The 20,941-nt window shown below is 65.0% G+C and carries 20 protein-coding genes; 13 read left to right on the forward strand and 7 right to left on the reverse strand.

All coding sequences use genetic code 11. The features are described 5' to 3' along the window. Positions 1 to 124: 124 nt before the first annotated feature. Positions 125 to 475: a chromosomal replication initiator DnaA gene (locus tag L2D00_02520; GenBank protein WBQ13571.1), complete on the forward strand. Its 351-nt coding sequence runs from the start codon at positions 125 to 127 to the stop codon at positions 473 to 475. Continuing rightward, complete coding sequence (locus tag L2D00_02525; GenBank protein ID WBQ13572.1) at positions 472 to 1,248, forward strand: DUF6456 domain-containing protein; 777 nt, start codon at positions 472 to 474, stop codon at positions 1,246 to 1,248. The genes L2D00_02520 and L2D00_02525 overlap by 4 nt, the downstream gene beginning before the upstream one ends. On the opposite strand, the gene yaaA is transcribed toward L2D00_02525, so the two are convergent. From yaaA to L2D00_02545, 4 genes are all read right to left on the reverse strand, one after another. Next, a complete protein-coding gene (gene yaaA / locus L2D00_02530) occupies positions 1,217 to 1,993 on the reverse strand; it encodes a peroxide stress protein YaaA (GenBank protein ID WBQ13573.1) in 777 nt (258 codons plus the stop codon). The two genes, L2D00_02525 and yaaA, sit on opposite strands and share 32 nt — an antisense overlap. A gap of 66 nt (positions 1,994 to 2,059) precedes the next feature. Then, positions 2,060 to 3,457, reverse strand: coding sequence for an FAD-binding oxidoreductase (locus tag L2D00_02535; GenBank protein ID WBQ13574.1), 1,398 nt, complete (start codon positions 3,455 to 3,457; stop codon positions 2,060 to 2,062). Positions 3,458 to 3,502: 45 nt separating this feature from the next. After that, positions 3,503 to 4,396: an MBL fold metallo-hydrolase gene (locus tag L2D00_02540; protein WBQ13575.1), complete on the reverse strand. Its 894-nt coding sequence runs from the start codon at positions 4,394 to 4,396 to the stop codon at positions 3,503 to 3,505. Further along, positions 4,393 to 5,325, reverse strand: a complete 933-nt coding sequence (locus L2D00_02545) for a hypothetical protein (protein ID WBQ13576.1) — start codon at positions 5,323 to 5,325, stop codon at positions 4,393 to 4,395. Before L2D00_02545 ends, L2D00_02540 begins: the two co-directional genes overlap by 4 nt. A 130-nt stretch (positions 5,326 to 5,455) precedes the next feature. Between L2D00_02545 and L2D00_02550 the strand changes: the two genes are divergently transcribed. The 3 genes from L2D00_02550 (at position 5,456) to L2D00_02560 (ending at position 7,603) form a co-directional block, all read left to right on the forward strand. Further along, positions 5,456 to 5,659 carry a hypothetical protein gene (locus L2D00_02550; GenBank protein WBQ13577.1) on the forward strand — a complete coding sequence of 68 codons (204 nt, stop codon included), beginning with the start codon at positions 5,456 to 5,458 and terminating at the stop codon, positions 5,657 to 5,659. Positions 5,660 to 5,765: 106 nt separating this feature from the next. After that, on the forward strand, positions 5,766 to 6,698 hold the full coding sequence (locus tag L2D00_02555) for an ABC transporter permease subunit (protein WBQ13578.1): 933 nt from the start codon (positions 5,766 to 5,768) through the stop codon (positions 6,696 to 6,698). Beyond that, on the forward strand, positions 6,698 to 7,603 hold the full coding sequence (locus L2D00_02560; GenBank protein WBQ13579.1) for an ABC transporter permease subunit: 906 nt from the start codon (positions 6,698 to 6,700) through the stop codon (positions 7,601 to 7,603). Before L2D00_02555 ends, L2D00_02560 begins: the two co-directional genes overlap by 1 nt. A gap of 59 nt (positions 7,604 to 7,662) precedes the next feature. Here the strand turns inward: L2D00_02560 and L2D00_02565 are convergent, their stop codons facing one another. Together L2D00_02565 and L2D00_02570 are read right to left on the reverse strand one after the other, a co-directional pair. Beyond that, positions 7,663 to 8,310, reverse strand: coding sequence for a hypothetical protein (locus L2D00_02565; GenBank protein ID WBQ13580.1), 648 nt, complete (start codon positions 8,308 to 8,310; stop codon positions 7,663 to 7,665). Positions 8,311 to 8,335: 25 nt separating this feature from the next. Next, entirely contained in the window at positions 8,336 to 8,950 is a 615-nt protein-coding gene (locus L2D00_02570) for a hypothetical protein (GenBank protein WBQ13581.1), read from the reverse strand. A 262-nt stretch (positions 8,951 to 9,212) separates the two neighbouring features. Between L2D00_02570 and L2D00_02575 the strand changes: the two genes are divergently transcribed. From L2D00_02575 to L2D00_02585, 3 genes are all read left to right on the forward strand, one after another. Then, positions 9,213 to 10,847 (forward strand): peptide ABC transporter substrate-binding protein, encoded by a 1,635-nt coding sequence (locus L2D00_02575; protein ID WBQ13582.1) that lies wholly within the window; start codon positions 9,213 to 9,215, stop codon positions 10,845 to 10,847. Between the two features lie 38 nt (positions 10,848 to 10,885). Beyond that, positions 10,886 to 12,094 carry a DUF3667 domain-containing protein gene (locus L2D00_02580; GenBank protein ID WBQ13583.1) on the forward strand — a complete coding sequence of 403 codons (1,209 nt, stop codon included), beginning with the start codon at positions 10,886 to 10,888 and terminating at the stop codon, positions 12,092 to 12,094. A 74-nt stretch (positions 12,095 to 12,168) separates the two neighbouring features. Then, entirely contained in the window at positions 12,169 to 12,699 is a 531-nt protein-coding gene (locus L2D00_02585) for an adenine phosphoribosyltransferase (protein ID WBQ13584.1), read from the forward strand. Here the strand turns inward: L2D00_02585 and L2D00_02590 are convergent. Then, on the reverse strand, positions 12,696 to 14,696 hold the full coding sequence (locus L2D00_02590; protein ID WBQ13585.1) for a potassium/proton antiporter: 2,001 nt from the start codon (positions 14,694 to 14,696) through the stop codon (positions 12,696 to 12,698). The two genes, L2D00_02585 and L2D00_02590, sit on opposite strands and share 4 nt — an antisense overlap. Before the next feature lie 161 nt (positions 14,697 to 14,857). Between L2D00_02590 and fliQ the strand changes: the two genes are divergently transcribed. From fliQ to recA, 5 genes are all read left to right on the forward strand, one after another. Continuing rightward, positions 14,858 to 15,121, forward strand: coding sequence for a flagellar biosynthesis protein FliQ (fliQ, locus tag L2D00_02595; protein WBQ13586.1), 264 nt, complete (start codon positions 14,858 to 14,860; stop codon positions 15,119 to 15,121). A 4-nt stretch (positions 15,122 to 15,125) separates the two neighbouring features. Further along, positions 15,126 to 15,884, forward strand: coding sequence for a flagellar type III secretion system protein FliR (gene fliR / locus L2D00_02600; GenBank protein WBQ13587.1), 759 nt, complete (start codon positions 15,126 to 15,128; stop codon positions 15,882 to 15,884). 4 nt (positions 15,885 to 15,888) lie between these two features. Further along, entirely contained in the window at positions 15,889 to 16,962 is a 1,074-nt protein-coding gene (gene flhB / locus L2D00_02605; GenBank protein WBQ13588.1) for a flagellar biosynthesis protein FlhB, read from the forward strand. 107 nt (positions 16,963 to 17,069) lie between these two features. Continuing rightward, on the forward strand, positions 17,070 to 19,652 hold the full coding sequence (locus L2D00_02610) for a response regulator (GenBank protein WBQ13589.1): 2,583 nt from the start codon (positions 17,070 to 17,072) through the stop codon (positions 19,650 to 19,652). A gap of 161 nt (positions 19,653 to 19,813) precedes the next feature. Next, on the forward strand, positions 19,814 to 20,860 hold the full coding sequence (gene recA / locus L2D00_02615; protein ID WBQ14482.1) for a recombinase RecA: 1,047 nt from the start codon (positions 19,814 to 19,816) through the stop codon (positions 20,858 to 20,860). Positions 20,861 to 20,941 lie beyond the last annotated feature (81 nt).

The following is a 20,941-nucleotide window of genomic DNA, read 5'->3' on the forward strand; positions in this document are numbered from 1 at the left end:
TCTTCATGCGGGAAATATAAGCGATTCAAGAGAGTCGCCGCCCCGGCATAGGAAAGTTATCCGCGATTCTGTCCGCTCTCCGTATAGTGATCCGAAACCGGAACGCTTGAGGGCGGAGGAAACCATGCAGTCCCAAATCCGAGCGCTCGATCTCGCCCGGGCGCGCTTGGCCCAGCAGGCGGTGTCCTACACGTTCGACATCCCCGTCGAGGAGATCACAAGAGCGACGCGCGGCTCGGCCCGGGCTGCGCTCGGCCGCCAGATCGCCATCTATCTCACCCATGTCGCGTTTGAATTGAGCCTGGCACGCACCGCCGAGGCGTTCGCCCGCGACCGTTCCACAGCCGCCCATGCCTGCCACCGCATTGAGGACCGGCGCGATGATCCGGTGTTTGACCAGTGCCTCGATGAGCTTGAGGCCTGCCTGCGCAGCCTGCCCGGACCTGGACGTGCGACACACGAACTGGCTGCATGAGCGCGGCCAGCTGGCTCAGGCGCCTGGATGCGCCGGGCCGGGTGCTGGCCCCCTTGCCGGGGGGCAAGCGCGGCTATGGCGTGTTTTCAGGCGCAGACCGAAGACGCCGTCCTCTCGCGATCGCGGCACCGGGAGAGGTGCGCAACGCTGAGGCCGATGGCACGCTGGAGGCCGGAGCGCACGGGCTGGTGCTGAGCGCCGCCGGATTGGATCGTGTGAAGCGCGAATATGCCGACGGTGATTTCGCGGCCCAGCATCGGCGCATGGGCGTGCGCAGTGTGATGGGGCCTGAAGGCCGGATGCAGACCGTGCAGGCTGATCTCGACGCGTCCTCACCGCTGGCGCGCTATGTCCGTGCGCGTGGTGATCAGCCAGCGCTCATCGGGCCCCTGCATCTCGCCGCTGCCGCGATCCTGCGTCAGGATTATGAGCGCTCGGCCCTGATGACACGTGTAACCATGGACTGGAGCGGACAGCCCGGCTCCAAGGTCCGCCGCGCGCCGCGCGACCGGTGCGAGGCCCCGCCGGGGCGGCTGGCTGCCCAGGCGCGCGTGCTCGACGCCTTGGCCGCCGTTGGGCCGGGGTTGGACCGGTTGCTGGTAGCACTGGTTCTGAGAGAGATGCCCATGGGCGCGGCCGAGCGGGATCTCGGCTGGCCATTACGCAGCGGTGCGCCGGCCCTTCGGCTGGCGCTGGACCGGTTGGCCGTCCACTACCGCCTGACAGCGCCGGCAGCGCCCGCTAACCCTTTTTCGGCGGCTGGGGCCGGGTGAACAGCAAGGTGTCTGCCTTGGGGTCATGGCTCTGAAATCGGTAGCCGTCGACATTGAACGTCGTGAGGGCGTCCGGGTCCTCGATCCGGTTTTCGATGATCCAGCGCGCCATCATGCCTCGCGCTTTCTTGGCGAAGACCATCAGGGCGCGCAGCTGACCGTCCTGTTCCTCCTTGAAGTCGGCGCTGATCACCCGCGCACCCAGCGCCTTGAGCCGGGCGGCCTTGGCGTATTCCTGGGAGGCGAGATTGACGACCACGGGCGCAGGCGCGTCCTTGAGATCGCGTTTGAGCGATTTGGCGATGTCATCGCCCCAGAAATCATAAAGACTGGCCCCCGACCGCGTCTTCAACCGCGTCCCCATCTCCAGCCGGTACGGGTGAATGGCGTCCAGCGGGCGCAGCAACCCGTAAAGGCCCGACAGGATGCGCAACCGGTCCTGGGCCCAGTCGAGATCCTCCGCATCCAGAGAGCGCGCGTCGAGACCGCGATAGACCTCTCCAGCGAAGGCAAAGGCGGCAGGCTGACCGCCGGGTGCATCGGGATCAAACGCTTGAAAGCGCTCGCGATTGAGATGGGCGAGATCATCGGACAAATGCATCAGCGACTTCAGGTCGCTCTGGCTCAGCGCGCGTGTGGTGCGCGCGAGCACACGGGTGCGCCCGATCAGCTCAGGCTGCGTCACGCGGGGCGCAGCGGCGGGCGTGAAGTCGAGTTGCTTGGCGGGCGAAAGCAGAATCAGCATCAGGCGTCCTCGTCAGGCTTCGTCCCTGAAATAAGGTCTGGAGCGCCCGGGTCAAATAGCGCGGCGTTAGCCCAGCAGCACCCGCGGATTCATGATCGCGTGGGGGTCGAGCACGCCCTTGATGGCGCGCATCACGCTGGCCTCTGCCGGCTTTCGCTGCAGAAACTCGGCCTGTTTGATCGTACCGATGCCGTGTTCGGCCGAGATCGACCCGTGATGGTGGTCTACCAGATCATAAAGCCGGGCAGTCACGGGGGCTGCGCGGGTCAGGAATTCATCACCGCCGCCGGGGCTGCGGCGGGCGATATTGAAGTGCACATTGCCGTCACCGACATGGCCGAACGCAATTACCAGTACGTCCTCCAGCGCGGCTTCGGCCAGCGCCGTGGCCTCTTCCATGAACGCCGCCATGCGCGACACCGGCACAGAGACATCATGCTTGGCCGCCTTACCGTGGGCCTTCTCGCCCTCGGGAATGGATTCGCGCAGCCGCCAGAACTCCGCCGCCTGGGCTTCGGACTGGGCAATCACGGCGTCAGAGACCAGGCCGCGTTCAAACGCAGTCTCCAGCGCGTGCTCCATAAGGATGGCCGCCCGGTCCGGCTCGCCGCTGGTCACCTCGATGAGTACGCACCAGTCCGGCTCGCCAGTCAGCGGGTGGCGCGCGCCGGGCACGTGGGCGACCACCAGATCCAGCCCGATGCGCGGCATCAGCTCGAAGGCGCACACCGCGCCGCCCGTGGCGTCTTTTGCCAGCGAGAGCAGGTCTACCGCCCCGGCCGGGCCGGCCACGGCGGCGATGGCCACAGACGTGGAGGCCGGGCGGGCGAACAGCTTCAACGTCGCGGCGGTGACCACGCCGAGCGTGCCTTCGGCGCCAATGAACAACTGTTTGAGATCATAGCCGGTATTATCCTTGCGCAGACCCGCCAGGTCCGACAGGACCTGGCCGCCTGGCAGCACGGCTTCCAGGCCGAGCACCAGATCGCGCATCATGCCGTAGCGCAGCACATGCACCCCCCCGGCATTGGTGGAGATGAGCCCGCCAATCATGGCAGAGCCCTGTGCGCCCAGCGATAGCGGGAAGAGCCGCCCGGCCTCGCGCGCGGCACCCTGAACAGTTTCCAGATTGGCACCGGCCTCACAGGTTAGCGAGTCATTGGCCGGATCAACCGCGCGCACGGCGTTCATGCGCTTCATGGAGATCACCACCTCACCCTGAGGCGTGGAGCCACCGACCAGTCCGGTATTGCCACCCTGGGGGAGCACCGCGATCCGGCGCTCCTGGCAGATGTTCAGAATGCGCACTACTTCAGCTGTGCTGGAAGGCTTGAGAAGGAGCGGTGCCGAGCCCTGAAAGCGGCCGCGCCAATCGCGCGCGTGGGGCGCGATCTCGTCCGGATCACGGCTCCAGCTGGCTGGTGGCAGGGCGGATGTGAGGGCGTCGAGCGGGTCAGTGGTCATGGGCCGTATTCATGCAGATCGCGCGCGCGCTGAACAGGGTGTGCGTCAGGCCAGGGCGTATTGGCTGTCGAGCGCAGGCGCGCCGTCGCACCGCACAAGGCCTTGTTCGAACAGATGGATCAGATGTGCCAGCACCGAATGGGCCGCCGCCGGGTGGAGGCGCTTGTCCACATGGGCGTACATCGCTGCCACCAGCTCGCGGATATGGCGCGGCCCGCTGCTGAGATGCTCAAGTATCTGGCGCTCGCGCGCCCTGCGATGACCGATATAGGCCGACAGGAAGGATCGCGGCCTGTCGATCGCCGGCCCATGGGTCGGGCGGATCAGATCAAAGCCCGCGTCGCGCACCCGCTCCAGGGCCGCCAGATAGTCGCCCATATGGCCGTCAGGCGGGCTGATCACCGAGGTGGACCATCCCATGACATGGTCGCCGGAAAACAGCGTGTTCTCTTCAGCCAGCGCAAAACAGACATGATTGGATGTGTGTCCCGGCGTATGCAGCGCCGTGACAGTCCAGCCCGGTCCGGTGAAGACATCGCCGTCGGCGATCTCGTGGTCTGGGCGGAACCCGGAATCGTCACCGGCCTCCAGGCGCACTTCGGTCCCGGGAGTGTCCGCCTGCCGCGGGCTGATCGCATGGACGTGGCAGCGATGCTTGCGCGCCAGCGGGTGGGCGAGGGGAGAGTGGTCCATGTGATGGTGCGTGACCAGCACATGGGTAACGCGTTCACCGGCCAGCGCGGCGTCAAGGGCCGCTTCGTGCTCGGGCAGGCGTGGGCCGGGGTCGATCACTGCCACGTCACCGTGGCCGATGATGAAGACGCCGGTGCCGGTATAGGTGAAGGGGCCCGGATTGCGCGCCACAATCCGCCGCACGAGCGGGGAAAGCTTTTCTGCTGTGGCGTAGGCGGCGTCAGGCTGGTGAACAAAATCAATCATGCGGCTCGGCTCGCTTCGAGAAGGGTTTCGCAATGACGGCGCAAATGAACGGCGATATGCCGAGTCGCTGACAGCTTGGCGTCCAGTGTCAGTGATACGGGCGGCCCCATGTCGGTCTTGTTGGCATCCACGATCCAGATCTCGCCCGAGGTCCGGTCTCTGAGCACGTCCAGCCCACCCCAGTCGAGCCGCAAGGCGGTGCAGAACGCAGCGATCCGCGCCCGTTCATCGGCGCTGAATACCGCTTCAGGTGTGGTCAGGCGCACTTCGGCATTGTGGTTCTCGAACCGGCGCGCCGCGGGCCGGCGCTTCACGAACACTGCCGCGATCTGGCCGCCCACCGTCGCGCAGCGCAGGTCCTCAACCATGCCGTCCGGTGCCACGGTGTCGATCAGGCGCTGGTAGCATCGCCCGGGCATGCGCGCTGCGGGACCGGTTTTCACCTGGCCGTCATGGGCGGCGTTGGTTTCGGATTTGTCCACGTAAGACCCGGCATGAGTTTGCGGATCAATGGCCAGAGTGCGGCCAAACACAGACTCGAACATGCGCGCCACATGGGATTTCGAGATGTCCGTGCAATCGAGATTGATACCCGGTCCGGTCCACCCGTGAGGGCGCTCGCCGTGGGTCGCATCCTCGAAATGAAACAGAATGTCCGCCTCGTGCCGGCTGGGTGACGGGCGCAGCCCGGACAGGCGCACAGCCGGCCAGATCAGGAACCATGGCCGCGGCACATGCGGCGCAAAGGCAATGCGCGGTCCATCCCGCACCACTTGTTGCTCCAGGACTTTGAGGGCCAGAAAGTACGGGGTCCATTGGGCGAAATCGCCCAGCACAGCGTGGGAGAGCGGTACGCGCACGCCGGTGGCGCGCACCCGCAAGGCCGCGCCTTCAATCGCGAAGTCGTGCCACCAGGCGCGCGCGTGCATGGATGAGCCTCCCGGGTCCAGCTGCGCACCTTAGGTGCTGCGCAATCGCGCGCAACTCAAGTCGTTGTGAGCCGCCCGCTGGCCTGCCGCTTGCTTGCAGACGGGCTGGATGGCTGTCTCGGAGGCGAACATGGCCGAATGGATCAAGACGGGGGTGATCTGGTTAAGCGCCCGGCTGCGCATGGCATCGCTGGCTCTGCTGGCGGTGATCGCCCTGCGTGCCGTGGCGTCGGGCCTTGCGCCGGACGCAGCACCGCCGCCCGCTTCAGCGCCCATTCAGGCGCACAATGACAGCGCGTCCCAACTGCTGACTGCAGGCGATTCAAGCAGTTGAACCGAAAGTTGCTTGACTGCGCCGCACTGCGGGCTCCCCTTGATCAGGCAGGACGCAACGCTCACAAACTCATGGCCTTTCCACTCAACCATCGAATTTGCACCGCATGATCGGATACATCGCCCGCCGCCTGCTTGTCGCCGTGCCCACGGTGCTGGTCGTCATCACGGTGGCGTTCTTCATGATGCGTATTGCGCCGGGCGGTCCGTTCGATCTCGAACAGCCGATGCCCGAGCAGATCCGTCAGAACATCCTGGCGGCCTATGGCATGGATCAGCCGGTGTGGAAGCAGTACGTGGATTACCTGGCGGGCCTGGCGCGCGGTGATCTGGGCCCGTCCCTGAAATTCCGTGACAAGGACGTGGCCGACATCATCGCCGAGGGCTTTCCGGTTTCTGCCACGATCGGTCTGTTATCCATCGCGCTGGCCCTGATGGTGGGGTCGGTGCTCGGCTCCATCGCAGCTCTCAGGCAGAATTCGGTCGCCGATTTTGGCGTCGTGGGATTTGCGACCATCGGCATTGTGATCCCGCCCTTTGTCGTGGGCCCGGTGTTGTCCCTAGTGGTCGGAATCTATCTGGGCTGGCTACCATCGGGCGGGCTTGATCCACGCTTTGGCATGACCATTGACCGCCTCATACTCCCGGTGGCGACGCTCGCCCTGCCACAGATCGCCATTATTTCGCGCCTCATGCGCGCGTCGATGATCGAGGTGATCCGGTCCAACTATATCCGCACCGCCCGCGCCAAAGGCCTGTCAGGGCCCGCCGTGATCGTTCGCCACGCGATGCGCAGTGCGATTTTGCCGCTGGTCAGCTATATCGGCCCCGCGGCGGCGGCGCTTTTGACGGGCTCGATCGTTATCGAGCAGGTGTTTTCCCTGCCGGGGATCGGACGTCAGTTCGTTTTCGCCGCGCTGCAGCGTGACTACACCGTCGTGATGGGCGTTGTGATCCTTTATGCGAGCCTCATCATCATGCTGAATCTGGTCGCGGACCTGCTCTATGCAGCGCTCAATCCGAAAGTGAAGTACGACTGATGGTGTTCACCTCCACCCCATCGGAAAAGACCGAACTGCTTGAAAAAAGCGCCGTGCAGGGCCGCTCGCTCTGGGACGATGCCCTGGCGCGCCTGTTGCGCAACAAGGCCGCCGTGGCGAGCATGATCCTGCTGGCGGTGCTGGTGCTGCTGGCCTTTCTGGGTCCGTTCCTCTGGGTCCATGAGAGCGGCGAGATTTATCGCGACCGCGTCCAGATACCGCCCACCTGGGAGAACTGGCACATCTTCGGCACGGACGCCCAGGGGCGCGACATGTTCGCGCGCACGCTGGTGGGCTTGCGAATGTCCCTGCTGGTCGGTGTGGTGGCGACGGCGGTGTCACTGGTGATTGGCGTGATCTGGGGCGCAACGGCGGGCTTTCTGGGCGGGCGCGTGGACCAGATCATGATGCGCATCGTGGACGTGCTGTATGCGCTGCCCTTCATCTTCTTCGTGATCATTCTGATGGTGGTGTTCGGGCGGAACATCATCCTGATCTTCGTCGCCATCGGCGCGGTGGAGTGGCTGACCATGGCGCGTATTGTGCGCGGTCAGACCATATCGCTGCGTTCCATGGAGTTCGTGGAGGCCGCCCAGGCGGCGGGCGTCAGCCAGACCGCCATTATCCGCCGCCATATTGTCCCGAACGTGCTCGGGCCGGTCGTGGTCTATGTCACGCTGACCATTCCGGTGGTGATCCTGGCCGAGAGCTTCCTGAGCTTTCTGGGCCTGGGCGTGCAGGAGCCGCTGACCTCGCTGGGCAATCTGATCGCCAACGGCGCGCGCGACATGGAAATCGCCAACTGGACGCTGTTTTTCCCGGCCGCCACGATGATGCTGACGCTGTTCTGCTTCAACTTCATTGGGGACGGCCTGAGGGACGCCATCGATCCGAAGGACCGCTAGCGTCCGGCAGGGCGGATACGTCCGGTTGACCTTGTCGATCCGGCGGACGGGCCGTAGGGCTATTCCAGCCTGCGGACCCGCATGGCGCGGCCTTCGCCATTTATGCGCAGGAAGAAGCCACCCGCGCCAGCGCGCCGGATTTCAGCGTTCAGCACCTCGCCGCGGCGCACACGCGGAACATTGACACTCATCGTGTCGGTGACTTCCCATATCTGATCATTGGTCATGTGGAAGCGGGTGGTGTTGTAGCCATGGGTCGAAACGCGGTCGATGACCAGCTCGATCATCTGGATCTGCCCGTCTTCGCGCCGTTCTACGACCCGCGCGTCCGGGGACGTCTCAGCGCTGGCCAGAGCCCCCTCGCGCTCTCGCGCAGCGGGCTGTTCTGCGCTGTCTGACGGCGATCCGCGCCAGGCGAACACGGATGACAAGCGTGGCAGGCTGGGCAGGTTCAAGCCAAACCCGTCGCGCTCAACGGCTTCGATTTCAACGCCTTCGACAGCCACGACGACGCCAGTCTCCACGTCCTGTGACAGGGTCGCTGCCGCGGCGTCAAAACAGGCCAGACGCGCCTGCGCATCCTCGATCTGGCGGCATGACAGGATCGAATCGAGCGGCGCAGCATACGCGGCCGGTGCGGTGCCCAGCAGCAGACAGGCGAACGCCATGCGGCCGGACAGGCGGCTGAGGGGGAGCTTCAGGGCCATAAGCGATCCTTTCAAATTGTGTCGGTCAGTCGGTGCGCTGCACCCGGAAGCGGCGCGGGTGGTGGCTCAGCGTCATGAAGTTTGATCCCATGGCCCCGGGAAGCAGGTCGGCTGTCAGACCTTCGTCCAGCCGGGCCCGGGTCACGCGGCCGAACGATGTGGAGTCAGTCTGAACCCAGATCTGCCCGTTGGCGAGGGTCACGACCGCCTTGCCTGCCCGATCATAGCGCACGCCGGTCACGGGCAGGGCGCGCATCTCATCCACGCCGCCGTCGGCGCGGTACACGATCTGGCTGCCATCTTCGAGCGTTTCGGTTTCAGGTTCATTGCCCTGGGCACCGCTCCGGCGCAGCAGTCCAGTCAGGCGCTGAACACCCGACATGGTGATTCCATAGCTTTCGCGCTCCAGCGCCCGCACCGCCTCACGCTCAATCACGACGACACGTCCCGACTCGACCGCTTCGGCGAAGCGGGCGAGCTCCCGGTCCAGGCACGCCATGCGCTCGGCTTCTGATTCCACGCTCCGGCACGCGATCAGGGCCTCGTAGGCGGGGGCCGGCGGTTCAGTCTGGGCGGCCAGTGCGGCCGGGGTGGCGAGGGCTCCCAGCACAAAGGCTGCGGCAAAGCGGATCGCGGTCATGGTCATGTCACCGGTTTTGCTTGCGTTCAGGTACAGTTCTCTAGGACATTATCGCTACGTCAAGAGCTCTGCGCCAGGATGCGGCGTTGAGCTCATCGTGCTCCTTGTTCCGGATTCGTGTTCCGGGCAGGGGCGAGCTATGAGATTACAGTGCTTGGAGTATTCAGGCCACTCAGGCTTGGTTGCGACGCCCAAAGACACCCGCGCCCGGCGCGGACCCGGCGCCTCTCGCACCGGCATACCCATGAAGGAGACTGCCTCGATGACCCTGACCCGACGTTTGATGCTTATGACGGCCGCCGGTGCCGCGGCACTGACCCTCGCCGCCTGCGGAGACCGGCCTGGAGCCGATCCGGATTCGGTGGTGCTGCATCGCGGCAACAATGCCGAGCCGCTGTCGCTGGACCCGCACAAGGCCCAGGGCGTCTGGGAAAACAACATCATCGGGGACATGTTCATCGGCCTGTTTACAGAAGCAGCCGACGGCTCGCCCGTGCCGGGTATGGCTGACAGCTGGGAGACGTCCGAGGACGGGCTTAGCTGGACCTTCACCTTGCGCGAAGCCCAGTGGAGTGACGGCGAGCCGGTTACCGCTGAGGACTTTGTCTATGGCTTCCGCCGCATCCTCAATCCGCTGACCCTCTCGGAGTATTCCAAGGTCCTCTATCCGATCCGCAATGCGCGCGACGTGAATTTCGATCCGGAAAACAACCCGCCCGAGACGCTTGGCGTGACGGCGCTGGACGACCGTACACTGCGCATTGATCTGGAATTTCCCGCACCTTACCTGCCGGGCCTGTTGACCCACTACACCACCTTCCCGCTGCCCTCCCATGTGGTGGAGCGGTTCGGCGATGCCTGGATCCAGCCCCAGAATATCCAGACCAATGGCCCCTACATTCTGGAGCGTTGGCGCGCCAATGACTTCGTCCACCTGCGCCGGAACCCCAATTTCTGGGATAACGAGAATGTCTGCGTCGACGAGGTGTTCTTCTATCCCATGGTGGACAACGCTGCCGCCGAGCGCCGCGTGCGCAATGGCGAGATGGATGTCAACGCGGACTTCGCCGGCCAGAACCTGGAATTCCTGCGCCAGCAGATCCCCGATTATGTGCGCGTTCATCCCTATATGGGGCTGACCTATTTCTCCTTTAACACCTCGGTCGCGCCGTTCGACGACGCGCGCGTGCGCAACGCGCTGTCCATGGCAATCGACCGCGAGTTCATTGTTAATGAGATCCGCCGCTCGGGCGAGGACCCCGCATACAGCTTCGTGCCGCCGACGATTGCGGACTATCCCAGCACGGCCCGGATAAGCTGGGCGGACCTGTCCATGGACGAGCGCCGTGAACGCGCCCGGGAATTGTTGCAGGAGGCCGGGTTCGGCCCGGACAATCCGCTGCGCTTCACCTTCGGCTACCGCACGTCGGGCGATAACCCGCGTGTGGCACCTGTCGTCCAGCGAGACTGGGCGGAGATTGCGCCTTGGGTGCGGGCTGACATTGTCGGGGCCGAGGCCCAGATCCACTACGCCAACATGCGTGCCAATGACTTCCAGGTCGGCGATGGCGGCTGGATCGCGGACTATAACGACGTTTACAACTTCCTCTTCCTGGGGGAGAGCCGCTCGATCCCGATGAATTACTCGCGCTTCACCAATGAGGCGTTCGACACCATGGTGACGCAGGCCAATCAGCAGCTGGATCTGGAGACGCGCGGACGCATGATGGCCGAAGCCGAGCAGATCCTGCTCGACGAGCAACCCATCATGCCCATCCACTTCCTGGTCAATCGCGCCCTCGTCAGCCCGCGGGTCACGGGCTGGGTGGACAACGCCAACCATATCCATCGCACGCGCTATCTGTGCTTCGCTGATCAGGCACGTACAGAGCAGTAGGACCCGGCGGCGTCTGAGGCCGGGGAGGCGGCGTCACCATGTCGGAACCCGATCTGGAAGCCGCCGCCCTTACGGCGGCCGAGCACATTGCAGCTGCGGCGGCGGCAGACGGGACGCGCCCCAAGGTGCGCCCCTCGCGCCCCGTCGCCCTGCGTCCGGATACGCCCGACGGCGTTTGCGCCAATTGCGGCACCACGCTGATGGGCCCGGTCTGTCATGCCTGTGGCCAGCATGCCGATCTTTACAAGCGGCCGGTGTGGCGCCTGATCGTTGACAGCATGGGAGACCTGTTCGCGCTCGACGGCCGGGTCGTGCGCACGCTCGTCGCGCTCATGGCATTTCCCGGCCGGGTAACACGCGACTATCTCAAGGGCAGGCGCGGGCGGTATATCCCGCCCTTCCGGCTTTACCTGATTGCCTCGCTGGCCTTCTTCCTGATCCTGCCGCTGGCCGGACCATCAGACCGCATGGTCGGCAATGATCCAGGTGCTGCTGCCGCATCCCGCGACCGCCTGGATGAGGCCCTGGCAGCGGGTGAAATCACCGAAGACAATTACCGCGCTGCGATCCGGGCGATCGAGACCCTTGCCTTGTTTGATCCCGAGCCGGGCGCTGCTCCGGCCCCGGTACCAGCTCCGGACGGACAAACGGGTACTGATGGTGCGGACGTGCAGCCGAAATCCCCAAATCGTGCTCCGTCGGCACCTACTTTGAGCCGTGGGTTAAGCCCCGAGACCGTCGAAGGCATACGTCGTGGGCTTGTGCCGGAAGAGTTCGATGAGGATGTGGACTGGGTCACCGGCCCAAGGGCAGTACGCGCCTTCATTGCCGACCGGATCGAGCGTCTGGCGAGCCGTCCGGATCGCTGGGCGGCGGAAAGTTTCGCCTGGGCACCGCGCATCATGTTTGTGATGGTGCCGCTATTCGCAGGATTGCTCGGCCTCGCGTATGCATGGCGGCGCGGGTTCTTGTATTTCGACCATCTGGTCACCGCGCTGCAGTTTCATGCCGCCATTTTCATCGCCATGCTCGCCGCGATGGCTTTGAGCGTCGTGACAGGACCGGGCTGGGCGGTGCTGGCCTTTTTCATTTACGCCCACGTCTATATCTACCGCCTGCTCCGGGTGGTGTATTCCACGGGCCGGTTTCAGACCGTGATGCGTGTGGCGGCGCTGGATCTGACATACGGCTTCCTGATCTCGCTCGGTCTGACCGCCGTGGTGCTTCTGGGTGCCGTCAGCGTCTGACCGGCCTTGACGCGCGGGCAGGGCACCGGAATGCTCGCGCCGATATTCGACAGCGCACAGGCCGGGACCAATTCATGGACTCTCTCAAATCCGCCATCCGCACCATTGCCGACTATCCCAAGCCCGGCATCCAGTTTCGCGATGTCACCACCCTGCTGGGCGATGCGCGCGCGTTTCGCTGCGCGATCGATGCGATGGTCCAGCCCCATGCCGGTGCCAAGATCGACAAGGTGGCGGGCATCGAGGCGCGCGGTTTCATTCTAGGCGGCGCGGTCGCCCACCAGCTGTCGGTCGGCTTCGTGCCTGTGCGCAAGAAGGGCAAGCTGCCCCACCGCACGATCAGCCAGACCTATGAGCTTGAGTACGGCGTGGACGAGGTGGAGATTCATGCCGACGCCATCGCGCCGGGCGAGACGGTGCTGCTTATCGATGACCTGATCGCCACCGGCGGCACGGCCGAAGCGGCCATCACCCTGTTGCGCAAGGCCGGGGCCGAGGTGATCGGCGCGAGCTTCATTATCGACCTGCCGGACCTGGGCGGTGCCGCAAAAGTGTCTGCGATGGGTGTGCCGTGCGTGTCCCTGGTGGCCTTCGACGGCCACTAGGTCTCAACGGGTTCGGGCGGCGGTGCCGGGTCAAAGCGGTCAAGGCTGGCACTGATGATCAGGGCGCGGACCTGCGCCGCGTAGGCGTCGCCACTGGCCGCATACGGGCCGATATGAGCGACAAGCTCCAGACCGGTCACGGGCACCTCTTGGGCGCGCAATGCGGCGCGCGCGGCCCGCAAGGACGCGAAATCCGGGTGTGTATTGAGCAGATCGACATAGTCGCCCGCCGAGGCCAGCAGGCTCGGGAAGCCCTCTTGCCCAGCCGGCATGCGGCCGAACAGGGCGTTGCGGTTGCGCGCCGCGTCGCTGTCGCCCCAGCCGGTGGCGAGGATCGCCTGGGCTGCGCCCAGGGAGGGCGGAATGACATCCACGCGCTCAATCAGGCCGTCCAGATCTTCATAGCGCACGCCATAGCGCCTAGAGAGCGAATCCCGCCGCGCCTGCTTGGGCAGGGACAATGTATCGCCAGCCTCGATCTGGGCGCGCATCTCCAATAGCGCCATGCGGTCATACAGGATGCGCGTATTCTGTGCTGCAATCAGGCCTGAGGCGATCCGCGCAAAGGTTTCGCGGCGCTCGGCGGCCTCCAGATCGGTCCAGTCGGCCGGCAGCGCCTCAAGGCGCATGGTCCCCGTTGATGGGTCCAGCGGTGCCATGGCCTGGCGCAATTCCTCGATCGAGCCCGCCGCCACCAGGCGCTCCTGAGGCGCCTCGCGCGTGACTGACCACGAGACGGCCAGGCTCATGAAGGAAAATCCACTGATGACCACGGCGACCATGCCGGCATTCGCCCAACGCCCGCCGCGCGGCAATGGTGGTGCGACCCCGAACAGGCGCGCCGCCGGACCTGCGGTCCAGCCCTGGATGACCAGCGAGGCGATCACCACAGCAAATGCGGCGGAGAAATAGAGATTGGCGTTTTCCACGCCCGCAATCACCGGATAGGCGCCCAGGAAGATCGGCACGGCACCGCGCAGTCCCATCCAGGCGATAAAGGCGCGCTCATTGAGGCGATATCGCTCCGGGGCCAGGCAGATCAGCACCGCCAGCGGCCGGGCCAGCAGGATCAGCACCAGCGCCACGCCCAGCGCCGGCAGGGCAACCTCGGCGGCGTGGCTGGGCGTGATCAGAAGGCCCAGCATGAGGAACAGGCCGATCTGCGCCAGCCAGGCGAGCCCGTCGGAGAAGCGGTCGGTGGCTTCCGCCGCGCGGCGCGGTGAGGCGGCCAGCGCCACGCCGGCCAGATAGGCGGCCAGGAAGCCGGACGCGCCGATCACCTGGGCGAAGGCGAACAGGAAGACCGCTGCTGCCACGCCAAAGATCGGATACAGCCCAATGGGCAGGCGCACCTTGCGCTCCACCCAGCCGATCAGCCGCCCGCCAAACCACCCGATCAGCCCGCCTGCGGCCAGCGACCAGACGATGGACACGGCTGCACCTAACGGCTCGGGCGCGCCGCCCTGGGAGAGCCAGGTGACGGTGGTGACCACCAGAATCACCGCCATGGGGTCATTGAACCCGGATTCAGCCTCCAGGGTGGTGGCCACGCGTGGGCGCGCCTTGATGTCCCGGCCCGCGATAAGCATTAGCACCGCAGCGGCGTCCGTCGACGACACGATGGCACCCAGCAGGAAGGCCTCCACCCAGCCTAGATCAAACAGGTATTTGGCCGCTGCCGCCGTCACGCCCGCCGTGATCAGCACGCCCACCGTGGCCAGACTCAAAGCCGGCCGCAAAACCCCCTTGAGCCGCCTCAGCTTCGTGCCCAGCCCGCCATCGAACAGGATCAGCGCCAGCGCCAGCGAGCCCAGCAGATAGGCCGAGTTGTGATCGTGGAACTCGATCCCGCCCGGCCCTTCTTCGCCCGCCAGCATCCCGATCGCCAGGAAAATCATCAAAAGCGGCGCGCCCGCACGCCGCGTTGCAGCGGCACCGGCGATGGCCAGCAACACCAGCGCGGCTGCGGCCAGCAAAATGAAATCGGATGTCTGCATGATGCTGAAAGATATAGGGGCGGGCATCAGTCGGCGGAAGCGAAAAAATGGCCGCCGGCAGTCCATGTCCAACACATTCTCCCGCCGGTCTGACGCTGGATGTTTGGGCTGGGGCAGAATCCCGTCATGAAGAAAAATCCAACAGCCTGGGAGCTCCCCCCATGACGCCCGGTGAAGTGCTTGACATTGCGACCCAGGCGATCTGGACCCTGTTGGGCATGGCCGCCCCGATTATGCTGATCGGTCTGGCTGTGGGTCTGATGATCGCGCTTTTTCAGGCGCTGACCCAGGTTCAGGAGATGACGCTGGTCTTCGTACCCAAGATCGTGGCGATCTTTCTGGCGCTGATCGTGTTCCTGCCGCTCATGGGGGCGCTGCTCTCGGGCTATATGGACATGATAGTCGACCGGATCGTGGCGGGCTGAGGCGATGATCGCCGCGTTCGATCCGGGCGTGAGCCTGTTCGCTGCGGCTTTGGTGTTTGCCCGCATGGGCGCGATTTTGATGCTGCTGCCGGGTATTGGCGAGATGGCGATACCGGGCCGCATCCGGCTGGCTTTTGCATTGGCGTTCTCGCTGGCTGTCGGACCGATGATCGCGCCGCAACTGCCGCCTGCACCTGAAACCTTGGCGGGCCTGGCCGGCCTGATCACGGTGGAGATTGTGATCGGGCTGATGATCGGCGCGGGCGCGCGCTTCCTGATGTCCGCCGCGGCGACCGCCGGCCAGATCATCGCGTATCAGACGGGTCTGGCCATGGCGCAAGCCTTTGACCCGATTCAGGGCCAGTCCGGTGCGCTGCCGGCGCAGTTTTTCAATCTGCTGTTTCTGGTACTGATCTTCGCCACCAATCTTCACCACATGCTGCTGCAGGCGGCGGCCGGCTCCTATGCGCTGATGCCGGCGGGCGAGGCACCCATGTGGGGTGATGCGGCGCAATGGGCGCTGGGCCTGTTCGTCGACAGTTTCGTGATCGCCGTACGCATCGCCTCGCCGCTGATTGCCTTCGGCCTGATCTTCTATCTCGGGCTGGGCGTGCTCTCGCGCCTGATGCCCCAGGCGCAGATCTTCTTCATCGCAATGCCGCTCAACATCCTGATCGGGTTCGCCATTCTGGCGATCTCGCTGGGCGCCATGGCGATGATCTGGGTCGAGCGCCTGGAATCCTTCGCCGCGACGCTGGGATAGCGCCATGGCTGAAGGCGAAGACAAATCTGAAAAGACCGAAGAGCCCACCGAGCGCAAACTTCAAAAAGCGCGCGAGGAGGGCGATGTCGCCAAGTCCCAGGAGATTTCCGGCTGGTTCACGCTTGCCGCCGGGCTGGCCGTGATCGCCTTCATGGCACCGGGCTTCACCCGGGCGCTGAGCGAGGCGATGACCGTATTTCTCGAACAGCCCCACCAGCTCAGCCTCGATCCCGGCGCAGCCATGGCTTTGCTGGCGCGCTCCCTGGTGGATATGGCCCTGATCCTCGGCCTCGCCTACGCGCTTTTGATGGTCGCCGCCGCGTCGGGCAACCTGGTCCAGCACGGCCTGTTGTGGACGCCCAAGAAGATCGCCCCCAAGCTCAACAAGCTGAACCCGGTCGAAGGGCTCAAGCGCATGTTCGGCCCGCAGGGCTGGGTGAATTTCCTCAAAGGCGTGGGCAAGATCATTCTGGTGTGCGTCGCCATTGCGCTGGTTCTCTGGCCGCGCCGCCATGATCTGGCAAGCTTCCCCATGGTCAGCGTCGAGCGCATGCTGTCCGAAGTCCACGGCGCAGCCGTGCTGCTTCTGATCGCAGCGCTGATCGCGTATGCCGTCATCGCGGCGCTGGACCTCGTGTTTCAGCGCCGCGAGTTCATCCAGCGCAACAAGATGAGCCGCAAGGAGCTGCGTGACGAGTACAAGGAAACCGAAGGCGATCCCATGGTGCGTGCCAAGCTGCGCCAGATCCGTCAGGAGCGCGCCCAGAAGCGCATGATGAGCCGGGTGCCCGACGCGGCCGTGGTCATCACCAACCCGACCCACTACGCCATCGCGCTGGAATACGAGCAGGGCCGCACGCCTGCGCCCATCTGCATCGCCAAGGGTGTTGACGCCGTCGCGCTGCGCATCCGCGAGCGGGCAGAAGAGTTCGATATTCCCATTGTGGAGGACCCTCCGCTGGCGCGCGCGCTGTTTGCCACCTCCGATCTCGATGAACCGATTGATCCCGAGCACTATGCCGCCGTGGCCAAAGTCATCGGCTATGTGATGAGCCTGTCCGACAAGCGGCGGCGCTAGGGCGGGCAGGCGAAGCGATCATTTGATTTCGCCCGGTTGCAAACACGGTTAACCTTCATCCCTGATGTTGAAGGGCCGAATCGCTTCCTGCCGCCACGGAGCCCGCCATGACTGACGCCCCTGCCGCCCAACCTGTGCGCTCCGGCGCTGCGAAACCGGCTCTCTCAGAGGCTCCGGTTCAGGTATCGGCTGCTGTGCCTCTGACGATTGGCCGGTCCGGCCCACTCGTGCGTCCCCTGATCAGGCTGGTATTGTGGACGGCGGGACTGGGCGCACTCAGCGCGGCGGGTGTGGCGATCATCGCGGGTGCTGCTGCCGGGTGGCACGGGGTTGTGCTGCTGGGCGGTCTGGCCGCCGCGGCCATGCTGGTGCTCTACGCGCTGGCCGCAGGCGAGGCCGCAGGGCGCGCATTGCGTAGCGGAGAGGGGGCACGATCGAGCCTGGCCGAAGCCGCGCTGGAAGCGTCCCCCGATCCATTGCTGATCACCGGAGCCGCCGGGCGCACCGTGTGGGCCAATGCCGCCTACAAGGCGTTGGCGCGCGAGGCCGGGGTTTCGGACATGTTTGGCGCGCCGGGACCCGAACGCCTGTTCGCGGGCGAGAGCGCGGCGGCCTTGTACCGGCTGGCGCGGGCCGGCGCGCGCGGAGAGGCGGCGCGCGAAACCCTGTCGATGCCTGCGCCGGGTCTAGATGGCGATGCGGTCTACCAGGCCGATGTCAGCCCGATGAGCACAGGCGCATCGCTGTGGCGGTTTGCGCCCCTGCACTCATCCGAGCCGCTGGATGCGCCGGGCGCGCCCGACTGGGCCGAGCATGCGCCGGTAGGGCTGTTTCTGGCGGACGGGGAAGGGCGTGTCCTGGGGGCGAACGCCACCTTGCGCGAGTGGCTGGGCGTCGAGGCCGGAAAGGCCCTCAAGGTCAAAGATTTTCTGTCCTCCGAAAGCGCCAGCGCTATCGCCCGGACCCGCGGCGCAAATGCCGTGACGCGCCTTGAAACCACGCTCAAGGCGCGCGGCGGGGTGCAAACCCCTGTCGTGCTGGCGCTGGACTGGAGCGAAGCAACGCCGGCGTGCGCGCGCGTTGTTGTCTATGGCCTGTCGCCTGCCGGGGCACCGCCGGGCATAGCCCAGCTGGCGCAAGCGGGCGGGGCGGCCAGGGACGGACGCCCGATTGACGACATGTTCACCACCGCCCCGTTCGGCGTGGCGCGGCTCGACGGCCTGGCGTTGGAAGATGCGGTGATCGAGGACGCCAATCCCACCCTGGTCGAGTTGTCGGGCGGCGTCGCGATACCGGGCAAGCGCTTCCTGGACCTGTTCCAGATCGCCAGCGGTGAGACACCGGATATGGTGTTTGCCAATGCGCTGGCCGCGCGCGGCGAGCCCAGCGAGGCCTCTTTGGTATGCGGTGACGGCGTGCGGGCGGTGCATGTATTCCTGGCACCCGTGCATGCGGGCAAGCGCGCGGCTTACTTCATGGACGTCACCAGCTGGAAAGAGCTTGAACAGAAGGTCGATCAGGCCGGCAAGATGCAGGCGGTCGGCCAGCTGGCCAGCGGCGTCGCCCATGATTTCAACAATATGCTGACCGTTGTGAAGTTCCACCTGGGCGAATTGCTGGCCCGCCATCCGGTGGGTGATCCCAGCTATCAGGATCTGCAGCAATTGCGGTCGGTCAGCGCGCGTCAGGCCGGTCTGGTGCGCCAGCTTCTGGCGTTCTCGCGCAAGCAGACGTTCCGGATGACCGTGTTTGATCTGTCCGAGGTGTTGTCCGATTGCAGCCACATGCTCAACCAGGTGCTGGAAGAGACTGTGCGCCTGGATATCCGTCACGGCCGCGACCTGCCGCTGGTGCGCGCTGACCGTGTCCAGATCGACAATATCCTGGTCAATCTGGCCACCAATGCCCGCGACGCCATGAAGGCTCAGGGCGGCGGCGTGCTGACCATCACGACCGAGGCGGTGGATGCCGCCCATGTCCGGCGCGCCGGCGCCCCTGAACCGGCCGAGGGTCCCTGGGCTGCGATTCATGTGGCCGATACCGGCACCGGTATGGATGAAGCGACGCGGGCAAAGATTTTCGAGCCCTTCTTCACCACCAAGGCGCATCAGGGCGGAACGGGTCTCGGCCTGTCCACAGTTTACGGGATCATCAAGCAGTCCGGAGGGTTCCTGTTTGTTGAGTCCAAGCCGGGCAAGGGCACGGTGTTCCACATCTATCTGCCCGGCTATGAACCCAGTGAGCAGGAGGCCGAGGCGCTGGTCGTCGAAGCCGTCGCTGCAGAGGCGAAACCTGAGCCGCGCGACCAGGCCGGTCATGGCCGCATCCTGTTTGTTGAAGATGAGCAGATGCTGCGCTCTGTCGCTGCCAACACGCTGCGCCGCAAGGGCTATGAGGTCGTCGAAGCCTGCGATGGCGAGGAAGCCCTGGAGATTCTCGAGGCCGAGCCGGACAGCTTTGATCTTCTGCTGTCTGATGTGGTGATGCCCGGCATGTCAGGTCCCAAGCTGCTCTCGAACGCGCGCCACCTGCTTGGATCGGCGCGCATCGTGTTTATCTCCGGCTATGCCGAGGAAGACTTCTCCGACACGATCTCGGCGGACCTGGCCATCTCGTTTCTGCCCAAGCCCTTCGAGATCCAGGATCTGGCCGAACGGGTCAAGCACGAGCTCGCCGAGGCCGGACGCTAGCACTGGACGGCCTCGGGCCACGCAATTTGTTCTACTTGCGTTCCCGGAACAAAATATGTACTTTCTGGTCATGAGCCCTGCATTGCCCGACTCGGGCGGGCATGCCAGAAGGAGACATCATCATGGCCGAGGCCAAGCTGCGCGTTGTGAAGGCAGAGAATATGGACAAGCAAAAAGCGCTGGATGCCGCCCTTTCCCAGATCGACCGCGCCTTCGGCAAGGGCTCGGTGATGAAGCTCGGGTCGCGGCCGATCCAGAATATCGAATCCATCTCCACCGGCTCGCTGGGTCTAGATATTGCGCTGGGTGTGGGCGGACTGCCCAAGGGCCGTATTGTCGAAATCTACGGCCCAGAAAGCTCGGGCAAGACCACGCTCGCGCTCCACACCGTGGCCGAGACACAAAAGGCGGGCGGTGTGGCCGCCTTTATCGACGCCGAACACGCGCTGGACCCGATCTATGCGCGCAAGCTGGGTGTGGATGTGAGCGAGCTTCTGATCTCCCAGCCTGATACCGGCGAGCAGGCGCTGGAGATTGCCGATACGCTGGTGCGCTCGGGTGCCGTGGACGTGCTGGTGATCGACTCGGTGGCCGCGCTGACTCCGCGCGCCGAGCTGGAAGGCGAAATGGGCGATTCGCTGCCCGGCCTGCAGGCGCGCCTGATGAGCCAGGCGCTGCGCAAGCTAACCGGCTCGATCTCCAAATCCAATTGCCTGGTCATCTTCATCAACCAGATCCGCATGAAGATCGGGGTGATGTTTGGCAGCCCGGAAACCACGACGGGCGGCAATGCGCTGAAATTCTACGCCTCTGTGCGTCTGGATATCCGCCGCATCGGTTCGATCAAGGATCGCGACGAGGTGATCGGCAACCAGACCCGCGTCAAAGTGGTCAAGAACAAGGTTGCGCCGCCCTTCCGCGAAGTGGAGTTCGATATTCTCTTCGGTGAGGGCATTTCCAAGACCGGTGAGCTGATCGATCTGGGTGTGAAGGGCAATATCATCGAGAAATCAGGCTCCTGGTATTCCTATGAGTCCGAGCGCATCGGGCAGGGCCGGGAGAATGCGCGTAAGTTCATGCTCGACAATCCCGACATGGCGGCGCGGATCGAGGCCAAGGTGCGCGCCAATGCTGGCCTCATTGCCGAGGAATTGCTCGTCGGACCGGGCGCGGATGACGATGACGGCGATGAGGAAGCTGTCGGCTAGGGGCCGCACGCGCCGCGCATCACTCTAGGCTGGCTGCAGAATCTACAGCGGGCGCTTGGCGAAGCCGGGCGCCCGCACGTA

The organism is Hyphomonadaceae bacterium BL14, assembly GCA_027627705.1.
In the GTDB taxonomy this organism is placed as follows: domain Bacteria; phylum Pseudomonadota; class Alphaproteobacteria; order Caulobacterales; family Maricaulaceae; genus Oceanicaulis.